This window comes from Bradyrhizobium sp. USDA 326, from assembly GCF_049739485.1.
GTDB lineage: Bacteria > Pseudomonadota > Alphaproteobacteria > Rhizobiales > Xanthobacteraceae > Bradyrhizobium.
The window spans coordinates 3,987,538-4,002,166 of record NZ_JBMGQA010000001.1 but is presented as its reverse complement, the minus strand read 5'-3'; the positions used below and the strand labels follow the sequence as shown (position 1 = coordinate 4,002,166).

At 65.7% G+C, this 14,629-nt stretch carries 16 protein-coding genes and 1 riboswitch; of the genes, 10 read left to right on the top strand and 6 right to left on the bottom strand.

Annotation, left to right across the window (positions count from 1 at the left end):
• Positions 1-172 precede the first annotated feature (172 nt).
• The 4 genes from lgt (at position 173) to ABIG06_RS18790 (ending at position 3,738) form a co-directional block, all read left to right on the top strand.
• Entirely contained in the window at positions 173-1,018 is an 846-nt protein-coding gene (gene lgt, locus ABIG06_RS18805) for a prolipoprotein diacylglyceryl transferase (RefSeq protein ID WP_124160393.1), read from the top strand.
• An 18-nt stretch (positions 1,019-1,036) separates the two neighbouring features.
• A complete protein-coding gene (locus ABIG06_RS18800; protein WP_124160392.1) occupies positions 1,037-2,155 on the top strand; it encodes a class I SAM-dependent methyltransferase in 1,119 nt (372 codons plus the stop codon).
• Positions 2,152-2,919: a peptidoglycan editing factor PgeF gene (gene pgeF / locus ABIG06_RS18795; protein ID WP_124160391.1), complete on the top strand. Its 768-nt coding sequence runs from the start codon at positions 2,152-2,154 to the stop codon at positions 2,917-2,919. The genes ABIG06_RS18800 and pgeF overlap by 4 nt, the downstream gene beginning before the upstream one ends.
• Positions 2,920-3,111: 192 nt before the next feature.
• Entirely contained in the window at positions 3,112-3,738 is a 627-nt protein-coding gene (locus tag ABIG06_RS18790; protein ID WP_124160390.1) for a hypothetical protein, read from the top strand.
• A 19-nt stretch (positions 3,739-3,757) separates the two neighbouring features.
• Here the strand turns inward: ABIG06_RS18790 and ABIG06_RS18785 are convergent, their stop codons facing one another.
• Positions 3,758-3,943, bottom strand: coding sequence for a hypothetical protein (locus tag ABIG06_RS18785; RefSeq protein ID WP_370138104.1), 186 nt, complete (start codon positions 3,941-3,943; stop codon positions 3,758-3,760).
• Between ABIG06_RS18785 and ABIG06_RS18780 the strand changes: the two genes are divergently transcribed.
• Positions 3,933-4,886, top strand: a complete 954-nt coding sequence (locus ABIG06_RS18780) for a ribose-phosphate pyrophosphokinase (RefSeq protein WP_199751498.1) — start codon at positions 3,933-3,935, stop codon at positions 4,884-4,886. The two genes, ABIG06_RS18785 and ABIG06_RS18780, sit on opposite strands and share 11 nt — an antisense overlap.
• A gap of 101 nt (positions 4,887-4,987) precedes the next feature.
• On the opposite strand, the gene ABIG06_RS18775 is transcribed toward ABIG06_RS18780, so the two are convergent.
• Complete coding sequence (locus ABIG06_RS18775) at positions 4,988-5,548, bottom strand: 6,7-dimethyl-8-ribityllumazine synthase (protein ID WP_124160388.1); 561 nt, start codon at positions 5,546-5,548, stop codon at positions 4,988-4,990.
• 78 nt (positions 5,549-5,626) lie between these two features.
• Positions 5,627-5,786: riboswitch (FMN riboswitch) on the bottom strand.
• Positions 5,787-6,330: 544 nt separating this feature from the next.
• Here ABIG06_RS18775 and ABIG06_RS18770 point away from each other — a divergent pair.
• Together ABIG06_RS18770 and proC are read left to right on the top strand one after the other, a co-directional pair.
• Complete coding sequence (locus tag ABIG06_RS18770) at positions 6,331-6,831, top strand: YbjN domain-containing protein (protein WP_028176645.1); 501 nt, start codon at positions 6,331-6,333, stop codon at positions 6,829-6,831.
• A gap of 197 nt (positions 6,832-7,028) precedes the next feature.
• Complete coding sequence (gene proC / locus ABIG06_RS18765) at positions 7,029-7,856, top strand: pyrroline-5-carboxylate reductase (RefSeq protein WP_124160387.1); 828 nt, start codon at positions 7,029-7,031, stop codon at positions 7,854-7,856.
• Positions 7,857-7,936: 80 nt separating this feature from the next.
• On the opposite strand, the gene ABIG06_RS18760 is transcribed toward proC, so the two are convergent.
• The 4 genes from ABIG06_RS18760 to ABIG06_RS18745 form a co-directional block, all read right to left on the bottom strand.
• Positions 7,937-8,332: a thioesterase family protein gene (locus ABIG06_RS18760; protein WP_124160386.1), complete on the bottom strand. Its 396-nt coding sequence runs from the start codon at positions 8,330-8,332 to the stop codon at positions 7,937-7,939.
• Positions 8,333-8,449: 117 nt separating this feature from the next.
• A complete protein-coding gene (locus ABIG06_RS18755) occupies positions 8,450-8,704 on the bottom strand; it encodes a tautomerase family protein (protein ID WP_276477896.1) in 255 nt (84 codons plus the stop codon).
• A gap of 67 nt (positions 8,705-8,771) precedes the next feature.
• Positions 8,772-10,286: a histidine--tRNA ligase gene (gene hisS / locus ABIG06_RS18750; protein ID WP_370138102.1), complete on the bottom strand. Its 1,515-nt coding sequence runs from the start codon at positions 10,284-10,286 to the stop codon at positions 8,772-8,774.
• A 205-nt stretch (positions 10,287-10,491) separates the two neighbouring features.
• Positions 10,492-11,574, bottom strand: a complete 1,083-nt coding sequence (locus ABIG06_RS18745) for a branched-chain amino acid aminotransferase (protein WP_370138101.1) — start codon at positions 11,572-11,574, stop codon at positions 10,492-10,494.
• Positions 11,575-11,910: 336 nt separating this feature from the next.
• Between ABIG06_RS18745 and ABIG06_RS18740 the strand changes: the two genes are divergently transcribed.
• The 3 genes from ABIG06_RS18740 to ABIG06_RS18730 are packed head-to-tail and all read left to right on the top strand — an operon-like array spanning position 11,911 to position 14,594.
• Positions 11,911-12,453 carry a MarR family winged helix-turn-helix transcriptional regulator gene (locus tag ABIG06_RS18740; protein ID WP_370138099.1) on the top strand — a complete coding sequence of 181 codons (543 nt, stop codon included), beginning with the start codon at positions 11,911-11,913 and terminating at the stop codon, positions 12,451-12,453.
• Positions 12,450-13,181, top strand: a complete 732-nt coding sequence (locus ABIG06_RS18735; protein ID WP_124160381.1) for a response regulator — start codon at positions 12,450-12,452, stop codon at positions 13,179-13,181. Before ABIG06_RS18740 ends, ABIG06_RS18735 begins: the two co-directional genes overlap by 4 nt.
• Positions 13,182-13,205: 24 nt before the next feature.
• The gene (locus ABIG06_RS18730) at positions 13,206-14,594 is read left to right on the top strand and encodes an ATP-binding protein (protein WP_370138097.1); all 1,389 of its coding nucleotides are present in this window, start codon (positions 13,206-13,208) and stop codon (positions 14,592-14,594) included.
• Positions 14,595-14,629: the final 35 nt, after the last annotated feature.

Below are 14,629 nucleotides of genomic sequence, written 5' to 3'. Positions count from 1 at the left end.
ACTCTCGAAAAGACAATGGCAATCCGCAGGGAACGGTTCAAGAGCCGATCGCAGCTATCCTTGTCATGAATCGGTTTCCTTGCAATCGTATTCACCGTGCCTGCATAAGAAGAATCATGCGGCGTCCGCTGGTGCTCCTTCGCCGCAAACTGGTCCAGACATAGAAGGCGCGATGCCCTTTCTGCTGATCGACTTTCCTGCCTTCAAGCCGATCGCGATCGAGATCGGTCCCTTCGCGATCCGCTGGTATGCGCTGGCCTATATCTGCGGCATCGTGTTCGGCTGGCTCTATGCGCGCTCGCTCCTGAAGAACGAGCGCCTGTGGGGCGGACCGGCGCCGATCTCGCTGGTGCAGATCGACGACTTCATCCTGTGGGTCACGCTCGGCATCATCCTCGGCGGCCGCACCGGCTACGTGCTGTTCTACAATCTGCCCTTCTTCGTCGATCATCCCGCCGCGATCTTCAGACTGTGGGAGGGCGGCATGTCGTTCCATGGCGGCTTCCTCGGCTGCGTCGTCGCGGTAATGTGGTTCGCCTATCGCAACGGCATCTCGATCCTGTCGCTCGGCGACATCACCACCGCCGTCGCCCCGGTCGGCCTGCTGCTCGGGCGCATCGCCAATTTCATCAACGGCGAATTGTGGGGCCGCGCCACGGACCCGAGCCTGCCCTGGGCGATGATCTTCCCCAACGATCCCACGCAGCTGCCGCGCCATCCGAGCCAGCTTTATGAAGCGGGCATGGAGGGCATCCTGCTGTTCACCGTGCTCGCCATCATGATCCGCTTCGGCGCCTTGAGGCGCCCCGGCATGATCCTCGGCGCCTTCATCCTGATCTACGGCCTGAGCCGGATCGCCGGCGAACATTTCCGCGAGCCGGACGCGCAGCTCGGTTTCCTCTGGGGCGGGTTAACCATGGGCATGCTGTTGTCGATCCCGATGCTTATCGTCGGCGCGATACTTATTGTATGGGCTGTCAGGCGGGGGGCGCCGAAGCCCCTCCAGGCCATTCGCTAGTTTTTCGAGAAGATAGCCGTGACAGACTCGCCGCTCCTCAACGAGATCAAGGCGCTGATCAAATCCTCAGGCCCGATGCCGGTCTGGCGGTACATGGAATTGTGCCTGATGCATCCGCGCCACGGCTACTACATCTCGCGCGATCCGCTCGGGCGTGAGGGCGACTTCACCACCGCCCCCGAGGTCAGCCAGATGTTCGGCGAGCTCTTAGGGTTGTGGACCGCCTCGGTCTGGAAGCAGATGGGCTCGCCGCAATTGCTGCGGCTGATCGAGCTCGGCCCCGGCCGCGGCACCATGATGGCGGATGCGCTGCGCGCATTGCGCGTGCTGCCGCCGCTTTACCAGGCGCTCAACATCCACCTGGTCGAGGTCAACCCGGTCCTGCGCGAACGGCAGAGTGCGACGCTGGCGAACGTGCGCAACATCGCCTGGCATGACAGCGTCGACGACGTACCGGACGGCCCAAGCATTATCCTCGCCAACGAATATTTCGACGTGCTGCCGGTCCGCCAGATGGTCAGGCTCGAGAACGGCTGGCACGAGCGTGTGATCGAGATCGACCCCAACGGCAAGCTTCAGTTCGGCGCTGCGCCGGAGCCGACGCCGCGCTTCGACGTGCTGCTGCCGCCCTTGGTGCGCGCGGCGCCCATCGGGGCGGTCTTCGAGTGGCGGCCCGACGGCGAGATCATGAAGCTCGCCACGCGCGTGCGCGACCAGGACGGCGCGGCGCTGATCATCGACTACGGCCATCTGCGCAGCGACGCCGGCGACACCTTCCAGGCCATCGCGCGCCACACCTTCGCCGATCCCTTGAAAGCCCCGGGCCAGGCCGACGTCACCGCCCATGTCGACTTCCAGGCACTGGCGCGCGCGGCCGAGGATGTCGGCGCCCGCGTGCACGGCCCGGTGACGCAAGGCGACTTCCTCAAGCGTATCGGCATCGACACCCGCGCCGCGGCCTTGATGCAGAAGGCGACACCCGAGGTCGCCACCGACATTTCGGTCGCACTCAAGCGCCTGACCGATACCGGGCGCGGCGGCATGGGCTCGATGTTCAAGGTGCTCGGCATCTCCGAGCCGCGGCTGACGGGCCTTGCCGGCCTCAGCGATCTCGAACAGGCTGGAGAGACCTCATGACGGTTGCCTCGTCGCTGCTGTCCGCCGTGCCCGGCCTGCGCCATGCCTTCTTCACGCGCGAGGGCGGCGTTTCCGGCGGCATCTATTCCGCGCTGAACGGCGGGCTCGGCTCCAATGACGATCAAACCCTCGTCGCCGAGAACCGCCGCCGCATGGCCGAGCATGTCGGCGTCGCGCCGGAACGTTTCCTCAGCCTGCACCAGGTCCATTCGCCCGACGTGCTCGTCGCTGACGCGCCGTGGCCGAACGGGCCGCGGCCCAAGGGCGACGCGCTGGTGACGAAGACGCCGGGCATCGCGCTCGGCGTCTCCACGGCCGATTGCGGGCCGGTGCTGTTCGTCGATCCCAATGCGCGCGTGATCGGCGGCGCCCATGCCGGCTGGAAGGGCGCACTCACCGGCGTGCTGGAAGCGACGATCTCGGCGATGGAGAAGGTCGGCGCCACGCGCAGCGGCATCATCGCCGCGATCGGTCCCCTGATCCGGCAGGAGAGCTACGAAGTCGGCAACGAGTTCGTGACGCGCTTCATCGAGGCGGACGCCGAGAACACGGTGTTCTTCATCCCGTCCGTGCGCGAGGGCCACGCGATGTTCGATCTCGCCGGCTTCATCCGCAAGCGGCTGGAAATGGCGGGCATCCTGATGATCGACGATCTCGGCCTCGACACCTATGCCGACGAACGCTTCTTCAGCTATCGCCGCTCGGTGCATCGCAAGGAGCCGGACTACGGCCGGCATGTTCATGCCATCGCGCTGGAAGAGTGAACACAGAGGCAACACGCCGTCATTCCTCGAAGAGCCGAACTATGGTGCGCCCTTGTGCACCAGAGAATCTCGAGATTCCGGGTTCGATGCTTCGCATCGCCCCGGAACGACGGTGCTTAGAGCGATGACAGCAGCCTGTGGCCCCGCCGCCCTAGACGTTAACGCGTTTTAACGATATCGCTGCCCTCCATAATGAGGGAAGCGTCATCTTTTCTGCGCCGCGCAGGTTCGCGCGTGCTGGCGGTCATGCTGCTGGCGGCGGCGACCGCGCTTGGCGGCTGCGCCGGCGGCAACGCGCCGGGCAATTCCTATGCGATGGCGCCGAGCGGTGGCAGCGGCGCGACGGTGGCGTTCGAATCGATCGACGGACCGCCGCCGCAGGTGTTCGACCGCATGGTCGGGGTGCTCGACAGCGAATCCAAGCTGCGCAGCCTGTCCGTGGTCTCCCGCGAGGGAACGGCCGCCTACCGCGTGCGCAGCTACCTCTCCGCCCAGGTGGTGCGCGGCAAGACCGTGATCGCCTGGGTCTGGGACGTCTACGACGCCAACCAGCAGCGGGCGCTGCGCCTCTCCGGCGAGGAACCGACCTCGGCCAAGGGCGGCCGCGACGCGACACGTGATGCTTGGGCGGCGGCCGACGACCTCGTGTTGCGGAAGATCGCCCAGGCCGGATTCAGCGGACTTTCCAATATGATCAACGGAACGCCGGATGCTCCGGGCGCGGCTCCGGCTCTGCGCGGACCGGCGGTGGCGAGCGTCCTCAAGGACGCTCCGCTGCCGGATATGCCGACTTCGGCCCTCGGCTATGCCGAGCGATAACCCCCGCTAAACCACGGCCTCAAATTGCCGCCAAGCCGTTGGCCCGACTCAGGATTTTCAAAGGGAAAACGTAGCATCCCGGGTTGCCATTGCAGCCTCCGGCCTGATATTTCCTCGCCCGTCGTAACCGTGCTTCCAGTGGGTATTTTCTGATGTTGAACGTCGTATCCAGCAAAGCGCGGGAGGAAGCATCCATGTCGGCCAAGAACGGCTCCATCAAGCTCGTCGCCGGCAACTCCAATCCGGCTCTCGCACAGGCCATCGCGCAAGGCCTCCACCTGCCGCTGACCAAGGCGGTGGTGCGGCGCTTCGCCGACATGGAGATCTTCGTCGAGATCCAGGAGAATGTCCGCGGCTCGGATGCCTTCATCATCCAGTCGACCTCGTTCCCGGCGAACGATCATCTGATGGAGCTGCTGATCATCACCGACGCGCTGCGCCGCTCCTCGGCGCGCCGCATCACGGCGGTGCTGCCCTATTTCGGCTACGCAAGACAGGACCGTAAATCGGGCTCGCGCACGCCAATCTCGGCCAAGCTCGTCGCCAATCTGATCACGCAGGCTGGCGTCGATCGCGTGATGACGCTCGACCTGCATGCCGGCCAGATCCAGGGCTTCTTCGACATCCCCACTGACAATCTCTACGCGGCGCCGCTGATGGTGCGCGACATCAAGGAGAAGTTCGACCTCTCCAAGGTGATGGTGATCTCGCCCGACGTCGGCGGCGTGGCCCGCGCGCGTGGCCTTGCCAAGCGCATCAACACCCCGCTCGCGATCGTCGACAAGCGCCGCGAGCGACCCGGCGAGTCCGAGGTCATGAACGTGATCGGTGACGTCGCCGGCTACACCTGCATCCTCGTCGACGACATCGTGGACTCCGGCGGCACGCTGGTGAATGCGGCCGACGCGCTGATCGCCAAAGGCGCCAAGGACGTCTACGCCTACATCACCCACGGCGTGCTCTCCGGCGGCGCCGCGGCGCGCATCTCCGGCTCCAAGCTGAAGGAACTGGTGATCACCGATTCGATCCTGCCGACGGATGCGGTGACCAAGGCGCCGAACATCCGCACGCTGCCGATCGCCAGCCTGATATCGGACGCGATCGCGCGCACCGCCGCGGAAGAGTCGGTGTCGAGCCTGTTCGACTGATTTGATCCCCCACCGTCATTCCGGGTCGGCGCGCCAGCGCCGAACCCGGAATCTCGAGATTCCGGGTTCTTGCTTCGCGAGCCCCGGAATGACTTCAGACCCTACCCTACGATTCCCGCCGCCACCTGGCCGCGCAGTCGCTCCAGCCCATGCAACGTCTCCGCGCAGGCTGCCGCGACCTCGACACCCTTGATCGCAAAGTGCTTGCGGAAGAAGTCGTAGTGCACCTCGGTCTCGTGGAATTGCTGCGGCGTCAGCACGGCCGAGAACACCGGCACCTCGGTGCGGAGCTGCACGTCCATCAGCGCCTTGATCACGGTGTCGGCGACGAATTCATGCCGGTAGATGCCGCCGTCGACGACGAGGCCCGCAGCGACGATCGCGGTGTAGCGCCGCGTCTTGGCGAGGACCTGCGCGTGAAGCGGGATCTCGAATGAGCCCGGCACCTCGAACACGTCGACATGAGTGAGGTGCCGCGCCTCCGCCTCCTTGATGAAGGCGATGCGAGCCTCTTCGACCACGTCGTGGTGCCAGCAGGCCTGCACGAAGGCCACCCGCTGCGGCTTGGCGAAGCGCGGATGCGAAGGTGCCGGGTCCGCGGGAACCGGCGGCGGCTGTATTTGGGACGTTTCGGTTGGGGGATCTTGCAGCATCTGATTCATGGCTTTCCTCGGTTTAAGGACCAGAACCAGGGCACACGGAACGACAAACAGCCGCATCGTCTCGATGCGTCTGCCACCGACCGTTCTCTTTCATCCGGACTTTAACCGTCGGCTTCGGAGTTGCACCGAATCTGCTGACCCTTCCCTTCGGGATACCCCTCGTGGAAGGCGCTCGCGGGCTTCAGGCCTTTCGGCCCTTACCGCCGGTGGGGACTTTCACCCCGCCCTGAGAACGCGAGCATTTTTCCGACAAAGTGGGAACCGGTTTGTCGCAGAAAAATGCTCAAATTTAAGATTGCGCGTACTCTGGTCGCAAAACCGGTACCCACTTTTGCGGAATACGCGCAGCCGCCCGGGATGAACGGCCTGCCCTGAAATATGCCGCCGGCGAGCAGTCGCGGCAAGCGTGTTCCGCATAGGCAAATCGCATGGTGCCATGCCGCGGCGGCGGTTCGGCCCTCGCAGTACGGAATTAGCACTGAGGGTCTCTCCCCGCGATTTGATTCCGGTTTGTTCTCCCTGGGACGGGAATGGCACTACGCCCCGTTAAGAATTGTGGCGGAGATGAGCTGTGGACGAACGAGTCCTGGCTTGTGGACGGACTCGCGACCCCGTTGCGCAGATTCCGCAAATCACATCACTTGATCCGCGACAAGCCCGCGCTGATCCGAGGGGCTCGCGAGAGCGACCCCAGGGATCGCCGCAGCGACGTTTAGGGAGCGCGCGCTGGGCCCAACCGCGTGCGTATCAAAGACAACAAGAAGGCAAGAGGTCGAGACGGCATGTCCCTGCTCGAAGGCACTATCGATTCCAGAAGCCATCCGCTCGCGGTGGTCGAGGACATCGCTGCCAGCAACAACTGGCCGTTCGAACGCTCCGGCGAAGACGAACTCACGATTGTCTCCAAGGGACAATGGACCGACTACCAGCTCTCCTTCACCTGGATGGGCGAGATCGAGGCGCTGCATCTGGCGTGCGCCTTCGACATGAAGATTCCACTGCCGCGGCGAAGCGAGGTGCAGCGGCTCGTCGCCGCGGTCAACGAGCAGCTGTGGGTCGGCCATTTCGACCTGTGGACCAACACCGGCATGGTGATGCATCGCCAGGCCCTGGTGCTGCCGGGCGGCCTCATCGCCTCGACCGCGCAGTGCGAAGCCATGCTCGCCGGCGCCATCCACGCCTGCGAGCGCTACTTCCCGGCGTTCCAGTTCGTAGTGTGGGCCGGCAAGACCACCGCGCAAGCCATGGACGCGGCAATGTTCGACACGGTGGGCGAGGCGTAAGGCGCGCCTCGCTCTCCCGGCGCTGTGAGGCGACCACTGCTCTCACCCCATCGGCGTGCCTGCGAACGCAGGACCCATACCGCGTGATTTCGCCGTAGCGTGCGGTGCTTGTTGCTCTGCCCTCCATCCATTAGAACCGCCCGTGTTTATGGGTCCCTGCGTTCGCAGGGACGACACCTCTTGCTTGGGTGATCAAAGTGGCAAACAGCAACCCCCTCCAAAACATCACCGGCACCATCCTGCTCGCCGGCGCCGGCAAGATGGGCGGCGCGATGCTGACGGGATGGCTTTCCGGCGGGCTCGATCCGCGCCGCGTCGCGGTGATCGATCCGCACATCTCGCCCGAGATCACCGCGCTTGCCGCCAACGGCGTGGCGATCAATCCCGATGTAAACACCGCCGGCTCCGTCGAGACGCTGGTCGTCGCGGTGAAGCCGCAGATGTTCCGCGAGGCCGGCGCCAAGCTGAAGCCGTTCGTCTCAGACAAGACCTCGGTGGTCTCGATCATGGCGGGCACCACGATCGCCTCGCTTGCCGAAGTCTGCGGCGGCGCCGTCGTGCGCGCGATGCCGAACACGCCGGCGGCGATCGGCCGCGGCATCACCGTTGCGGTCGCAGCCAAGGACGTCAACGCCGCCCAGCGCGACGTGGCCGACGCGCTGCTGCGCGCCACCGGCGCGGTCGAATGGGTCGAGGACGAAGGCCTGATGGATGCGGTCACCGCCGTCTCCGGCTCGGGGCCGGCCTATGTGTTCCTGCTCGCCGAGGAGCTCGCGCGCGCCGGTGTGGAAGCGGGCCTGCCCGAAGCGCTGGCGACGAAGCTCGCCCGCGAGACCGTCGCCGGCTCCGGCGAGCTGCTGCACCAGTCGGAGCTTCCCTCCGCCACGCTGCGCCAGAACGTCACCTCACCCGGCGGCACCACCGCCGCGGCGCTCGGCGTGCTGATGGGCGAGCCGGGCCTGCGCGATCTGATGATCCGCGCGATCGCGGCGGCGACGCAGCGGTCGAGGGAATTGGCGAAGTAGTCGATCCTCATGATGAGGAGGCGCGAAGCGCCGTCTCGAACCATGAAAGGCCCGGCTCTCGCCCCGCGGCCATGCGGAAGCTACGTCGCCCCCAGCCGCTTGTTGAACATCTCGACATTGACGAGACCGCGCGCGTGGCGGCCTTCGCCGAGCTTGCGCGTCCCCGCGAAGGCCTCGACCTCGAAGCGGATGACGCGGCGCTCGACGGCAAGCACCTTCGCCGTGGTCCGAACCGTCGCGCCGACCAGTGCCGCGGCGAGATGGCGGATGTCGACCTCGGTGCCGACCGTGACCCAGCCGGGCTGAAGCGCAGCTCGGATCGCATCGCCCGCCGTCATCTCCATCTCGAGGATCATCATCGGCGTGGCGTAGACCATGGGCATGCCGGGCACGAAATGCCCGACCGTGCGCTCGGCCGGGACCACCAGCGTTCGCTCGGCACTCATGCCGGCCTTGATGAAGTCGCGTGCGTCCATGGTGCTTGCTCGTCATTCCGGGGCGCGCAAAGCGCGAACCCGGAATCCAGAGATCGTCGATCGAGATTCCGGGTTCAGCCCTGGCGGGCTGCCCCGGAATGACGCTAGTCTAACGCGTCACTTCTTCGCGGCCGCCGCGCGCTCAACAAAGGTCTTGCCGCCCTTCATCTTGTGGCGCAGCGGGGCCTCGTTGATCTGGATGACGACGGCGTCGGCGTCGACGCCGAGATTCTTCACCAACGCCTGCGTGATGTCGCGCATCATGCCGGCCTTCTGCTCGTCGGTGCGGCCTTCGGCCATGCTGATGGTGATCTCAGGCATCGTTTTCTCCCTGCTGCTGTCGTCATGGCCGGGCTTGTCCCGGCCATCCACGTTCTCCTCTATCAAACAAGACGTGAATGCCCGGGACAAGCCCGGGCATGACGGCGTCAGCGAATAGCTAGCCCCAGCTCACGTCATGGCGCGCCAGCACCTCGCGCACTTTCGCCACGAGGTCGGCTTCGCTGCACGAGAACTGCGCCGGCCGGCTCTCGCGCCATTCCTGGTTGGAGGCGATCGCGGCGGCTGCCTTCGCGCCCTCGATCAGGTCCTTGACCTGCACCTCGCCGCGCGCCTTTTCATCCGAGCCCTGGATGATCACGCAAGGCGAGTTGCGGCGATCGGCATATTTGAGCTGGTTGCCCATGTTCTTGGGATTGCCGAGATAGAGCTCGGCGCGGATGCCGGCAGTGCGCAAGCTTGCGACCATCTTCTGGTAATCGGCGACGCGGTCGCGGTCGAACACGGTGACGACGACGGGGCCGAATTCCGGCCGCGTATCCAGCTTGCCGAGCAGCGTCAGCGCGGCCTGCAAGCGCGACACGCCGATCGAAAAACCGGTCGCCGGCACCGGCTCGCCGCGGAAGCGCGAGACGAGGCCGTCATAGCGCCCGCCGCCACCGACCGAGCCGAAGCGCACCGGGCGGCCCTTCTCGTCCTTGGTGTCGAGCAGGAGTTCGACCTCGTAGACGGGGCCGGTGTAGTATTCGAGTCCGCGGACGACGGAGGGATCGATCTTGATGCGATCCGCACCATAACCCGCCCCCGTCACCAGCCTGGCGATCTCTTCCAGCTCGCTCACGCCCGCCTGACCGACGTCGCTCTTGGCAAGGTAAGTTTCTGCCGCAGCAATGGCCTCTTTCCAATCGTCGCGCGGCTTGGTGATAGCGAGAACAACGTCGGCTTCCGCCGCGCTTAGGTTGGCGCCTTTGGTAAAGTCGCCCTTGCCTTCTTCACCGCCGTCCCATCGTCCGGGACCGAGCAGCTTCCGCACTTCGTCGGCGGAAAACTTGTCGAGCTTGTCGATCGCGCGGAGCACGGTCAGCCTGCGGCCTGCGTTCTCGTCACCGGCGAGCCCGATGGCTTCCAGGACTCCGTCGAGCACCTTGCGATTGTTGACCTTCACGACGTACTGGCCGCGCGCAATACCGAGCGCCTCCATCGTGTCGGCAGCCATCATGCAGATCTCGGCGTCCGCCGCCGGCGTCGCCGAGCCCACCGTGTCGGCGTCGAACTGCATGAACTGGCGGAAGCGGCCGGGGCCGGGCTTCTCGTTGCGGAACACGTAGCCGGCGCGGTAGCTGCGATAGGGTTTTGGCAGCGTGTCGAAATTCTCCGCGACATAGCGGGCGAGCGGCGCGGTCAGATCGTAGCGCAGGCTGATCCACTGCTCGTCGTCGTCCTGGAACGAGAACACGCCCTCGTTGGGACGGTCCTGGTCGGGCAGGAATTTGCCGAGCGCGTCCGTATACTCCATCGCCGGCGTCTCCACCGGCTCGAAGCCGTAGAGCTCATAGACGGCGCGGATCTTCTCGACCATCTCGCGCGTCGCCCGTATCGCTGAGGGATCGCGATCCTCGAGCCCGCGCGGCAGGCGCGCCTTCAGTTTCTGGGGTTTTTTGGGTTTCTCGGCCATGCGCGGCGTTTACCAGCCGGGGCGCGAGGCGGCAACCGTTCTTGCCCTCTCCCTTTGCGCGGGAGAGGGTGGCTCGCCGCGAAGCGGCGAGACGTGTGAGGGGTTCTCCCCGCGCGTCCAACTGACAATTGAACTCGCGGAGCCGCCCCCTCATCCGGCGCGCTTCGCGCGCCACCTTCTCCCGCAGGAGGAGAAGAGGAAGGCCTCAAAACACCTTGCGGATCCAGTTGTGCGGATCGTTGGTGCGGCCGTACTGGATGTCGACCAGCTGCTTGCGCAGGCCCATGGCGACGGGGCCGGCGGCGCCGCCCGAGATCTCGAAGTCGCCGTTCACCGAGCGCACCTTGCCGATCGGGGAGATCACCGCGGCGGTGCCGCAGGCGAAGGCTTCCTTCAGCTTGCCGCTTGCCGCATCCTTGCGCCATTGATCGAGCGAGTACGGCTCCTCGCGCACGGTCTTGCCGGCATCGCGGGCGAGCGTGATGATGGAGTCGCGGGTGATGCCCGGCAAAATCGTGCCGAGCGGCGGCGTCGAGAGCGAGCCGTCGTCGAACACGAAGAACACGTTCATGCCGCCGAGCTCCTCGATGTAGCGGCGCTCGACCGCGTCGAGGAAGACGACCTGATCGCAGCCGTGCTGGATCGCTTCGGCCTGGGCGCGCAGGCTCGCGGCATAATTGCCGCCGCATTTGACGGCGCCGGTGCCGCCGATCGCGGCGCGGGTATAACTCTCGGACACCCAGATCGAGACCGGCGCGGGCCCGCCCTTGAAGTAGGAGCCGACCGGCGAAGCGATGACAGCAAAAATGTAATCGGACGACGGCTTGACGCCGAGGAAGTTCTCGCTCGCGATCATGAAGGGGCGCAGGTAAAGGCTGCCCTCGCCGCCAGGAATCCAGGCGCGGTCGATGCGCACGACCTGCTCGACCGCCTCGATGAAGACGTCTTCCGGAAGCTGGGCCATTGCCATGCGGTCCGCCGAGTCCCTGAAGCGCCGCGCATTGGCGTCGGGGCGGAACAGGTTCACCCCGCCGTCGTCGCGCTTGTAGGCCTTGAGGCCCTCGAAGATTTCCTGGGCGTAGTGCAGGACGGCGCCGGCCGGATCGAGCTGGAAGTTGGCGCGCGCTTCGATCTTGGCCTCATACCAGCCGCCCTTGGCCTGGCTGTAGCGGACGATGGCCATGTGATCGGTGAAGACCCGTCCGAAGCCGGGGTCCACCAGCTTGGCGACGCGGTCCTTCTCAGGGGTTGGATTGGATGCGGGCTGGATATCGAATTTCATGCTCATGTCCTTGCCTCCCGCTGCCGCCGGCGGCGCTGTTCTGGCGCCCGCCTGCCCGCTTCGGGGCCCGGCTGGCTTTGATTGTTTCTGCCGGACCACCGCCAGCCTTTTTACGGCCGGCTTCCGTGGCCAGCATGTCACCGAGGACATGCTTTTGCGGAAGGCGGAAGTCCAGTATGTTTTGCCGAAATGCCGCTCGACAATCACACGGTAGATCTGATCCGGCCGTCGTCGCCTGTCCGGCTCTCTCCGGCGCCTTGCTCCGATGCTACCCGACGCGAAGCGATCTAAAATTTCGTGCGGGTCGATCGTTTTGTAACATTGAACCCAAGATACGTCAATATGCCTGACATAAATTTCGCGACTTCCTCTCACGACGCCGCCGAGCCCAGGCCGGCCGCAGACGGCGGAGGCAATTTGCGCTGGGATATCATCGAGCTGCTGTTCTTCGCCTACCGCGACTTCGTCGGCGATCCCGACCAGGAGCTGGAGGCGTTCGGCTTCGGCCGCGCCCACCACCGCGTCCTGCATTTCGTCTACCGCTATCCCGGCCTGAAGGTCGCCGACCTCCTCGACGTCCTGCGCATCACCAAGCAGTCGCTCGGCCGCGTCCTCAAGCAGCTCCTGGACGAGGGCTATATCGTGCAGAAGACCGGCGACAATGATCGCCGCCAGCGCCTGCTCTACGCGACGCCGAAGGGCGAGGCGCTGGTGCAGAAGCTCGCCGGCCTCCAGACCACGCGCATCACCAGGGCGCTTGCGGAGATGGCGCCGCAGGACGCCGAGACGGTCAAGCGCTTCCTGCGCGCGATGATCGACCGCGACGATCCGGACAAGGTGCTGGAGACGATCTTCGCTTCCGTCAACCAAGACGCCAAGGAGTGACCGTGCCGCTCGCTGCCACGCTCGCCCGCCTGCCGGTGCAACCGGCCGACGATGCCCCGCATCTGCTGCTCGTCGACGACGACCGCCGCATCCGCGATCTGCTCTCGCGCTTTCTCGCCAGTGAAGGCTACCGCGTCACCACCGCGGCGAGCGCCGGCGATGCACGCTCGAAACTGCTGGGCCTGCATTTCGATCTCCTGATCCTCGACGTCATGATGCCCGGCGAGACCGGCTTCGATCTCGCCCGCTTCATCCGCACGTCGTCCTCGGTGCCGATCGTGATGCTGACGGCGCGGCACGAGGCGGAAGCCCGCATCGAGGGCTTGCAGATCGGCGCCGACGATTACGTGGCAAAGCCGTTCGAGCCGCGCGAGCTCGCGCTGCGCATCAACAATATCCTCAAGCGGGCCGCGCCGCCGCCGCAGGCCGTGACCGTGGAGAAAATTGCCTTCGGTCCCTACGTCTACCATCTCGAACGCGGCGAATTGCGCCAGGGCGAGGAGGTCATCCACCTTACCGACCGCGAGCGCGAGATGCTGCGGGTTCTCTCGGAAACACCGGGCGAGACCGTGCCGCGCAGCGCGCTGACCGGCAACGGCAGCGTCAACGAGCGCGCCGTCGACGTGCAGATCAACCGTCTCAGGCGCAAGATCGAGACCGACCCCGCAAATCCGCTGTTCCTCCAGGCGGTGCGCGGCATCGGCTACCGGCTGGTGGCCTCGCCTTGAGACCTCAGCAGTGAAGCGCGACCGATGAGCACGATCGATACCGGCCTGACGCTCTTGAAGAGCGCCGCCGGCCGCGTCTCCGCCGCCAATGGCTGGATGGGCAACGCGTTCAAGGGCTGGATGCCGACCGGCCTCTACGCCCGCGCGCTCCTCATCATGATCGTGCCGATGGTGGTGCTGCAATCGGTCGTCGCCTTCGTGTTCATGGAACGGCACTGGAACACGGTGACGCGCCGTCTGTCGGCTGCGGTGGTGCAGGACATCGCCGCGCTGATTGACGTCTACAAGGGCTATCCGCAGGACAAGGACCGCGACCAGATCCGCCGCATCGCGCAGCAGCGGCTCGGCCTCGTGGTCGATTTCCTCCCCGCCGGCGACATGCCGCCGCCAGGACCGAAGCCGTTCTTCTCGCTGCTCGACCAGACGCTGTCGGTGCAGCTCGGCCGCCAGATCGGGCGCTCGTTCTGGATCGACACGGTCGGCCGTTCCAACCTGGTCGAGATCCGCATCCAGCTCGATGATGCCGTGATGCGCGTGTTCGCGCAGCGCAGCGCCGCCTATGCATCGAACTCGGAGATTTTCCTGTTCTGGATGGTCGGCACGTCCTCGATCCTGTTGATCGTCGCCGTGCTGTTTCTGCGCAACCAGATCAAGCCGATTCTGCGCCTTGCCGATGCCGCCGAGAGCTTCGGCAAGGGCCGCGAGGCGCCGAACTTCAGGCCGCGCGGCGCGCGCGAGGTGCGGCGCGCAGCGGTCGCCTTCCTGGAAATGAAGTCGCGCATCGAGCGCACCATGGAGCAGCGCACCGCGATGCTCGCCGGCGTCAGCCATGATCTCCGCACCATCCTGACCCGCTTCAAGCTCGAGCTGGCGCTGATCGGCGACAGTCCGGAGCTCGAGGGCATGCGCAAGGACGTCGACGAGATGTCGATGATGCTGGAGGATTACCTCGCCTTCGCCCGCGGCGATTCCGGCGAGCAGTCGCAGCCGACCGACATGGCCCAGGCCCTCGAAGAGCTGCGCAGCGATGCCGAACGCCACGGCCACAACGCGACCGTCGCGTTCCACGGCCTGCCCGTGGTGACGGTGAAGCCGGCCTCGTTCAAGCGCTGCCTCGCCAACCTCGTCACCAACGCGGCGCGCTACGGCAAGAACATCGCCATCACCGGCCAGCGCGATCACCGTTATTTGACCGTGACGGTCGACGACGACGGCCCGGGCATTCCCGCTCACTTGCGCGAAGAGGTGTTCAAGCCGTTCCTGCGGCTGGACAACGCCCGCAACCAGGACGAAGGCGGCACCGGCCTCGGCCTCGCCATCGCCCGCGACATCGCCCGCTCGCATGGCGGCGACATCACGCTGGGTGACAGCCCGATGGGCGGATTGCGCGCGAGCGTGCGGATACCTGTGTAGGCTGCTCTTAACCTCTGCCCGTGAGAGCGGGCGAG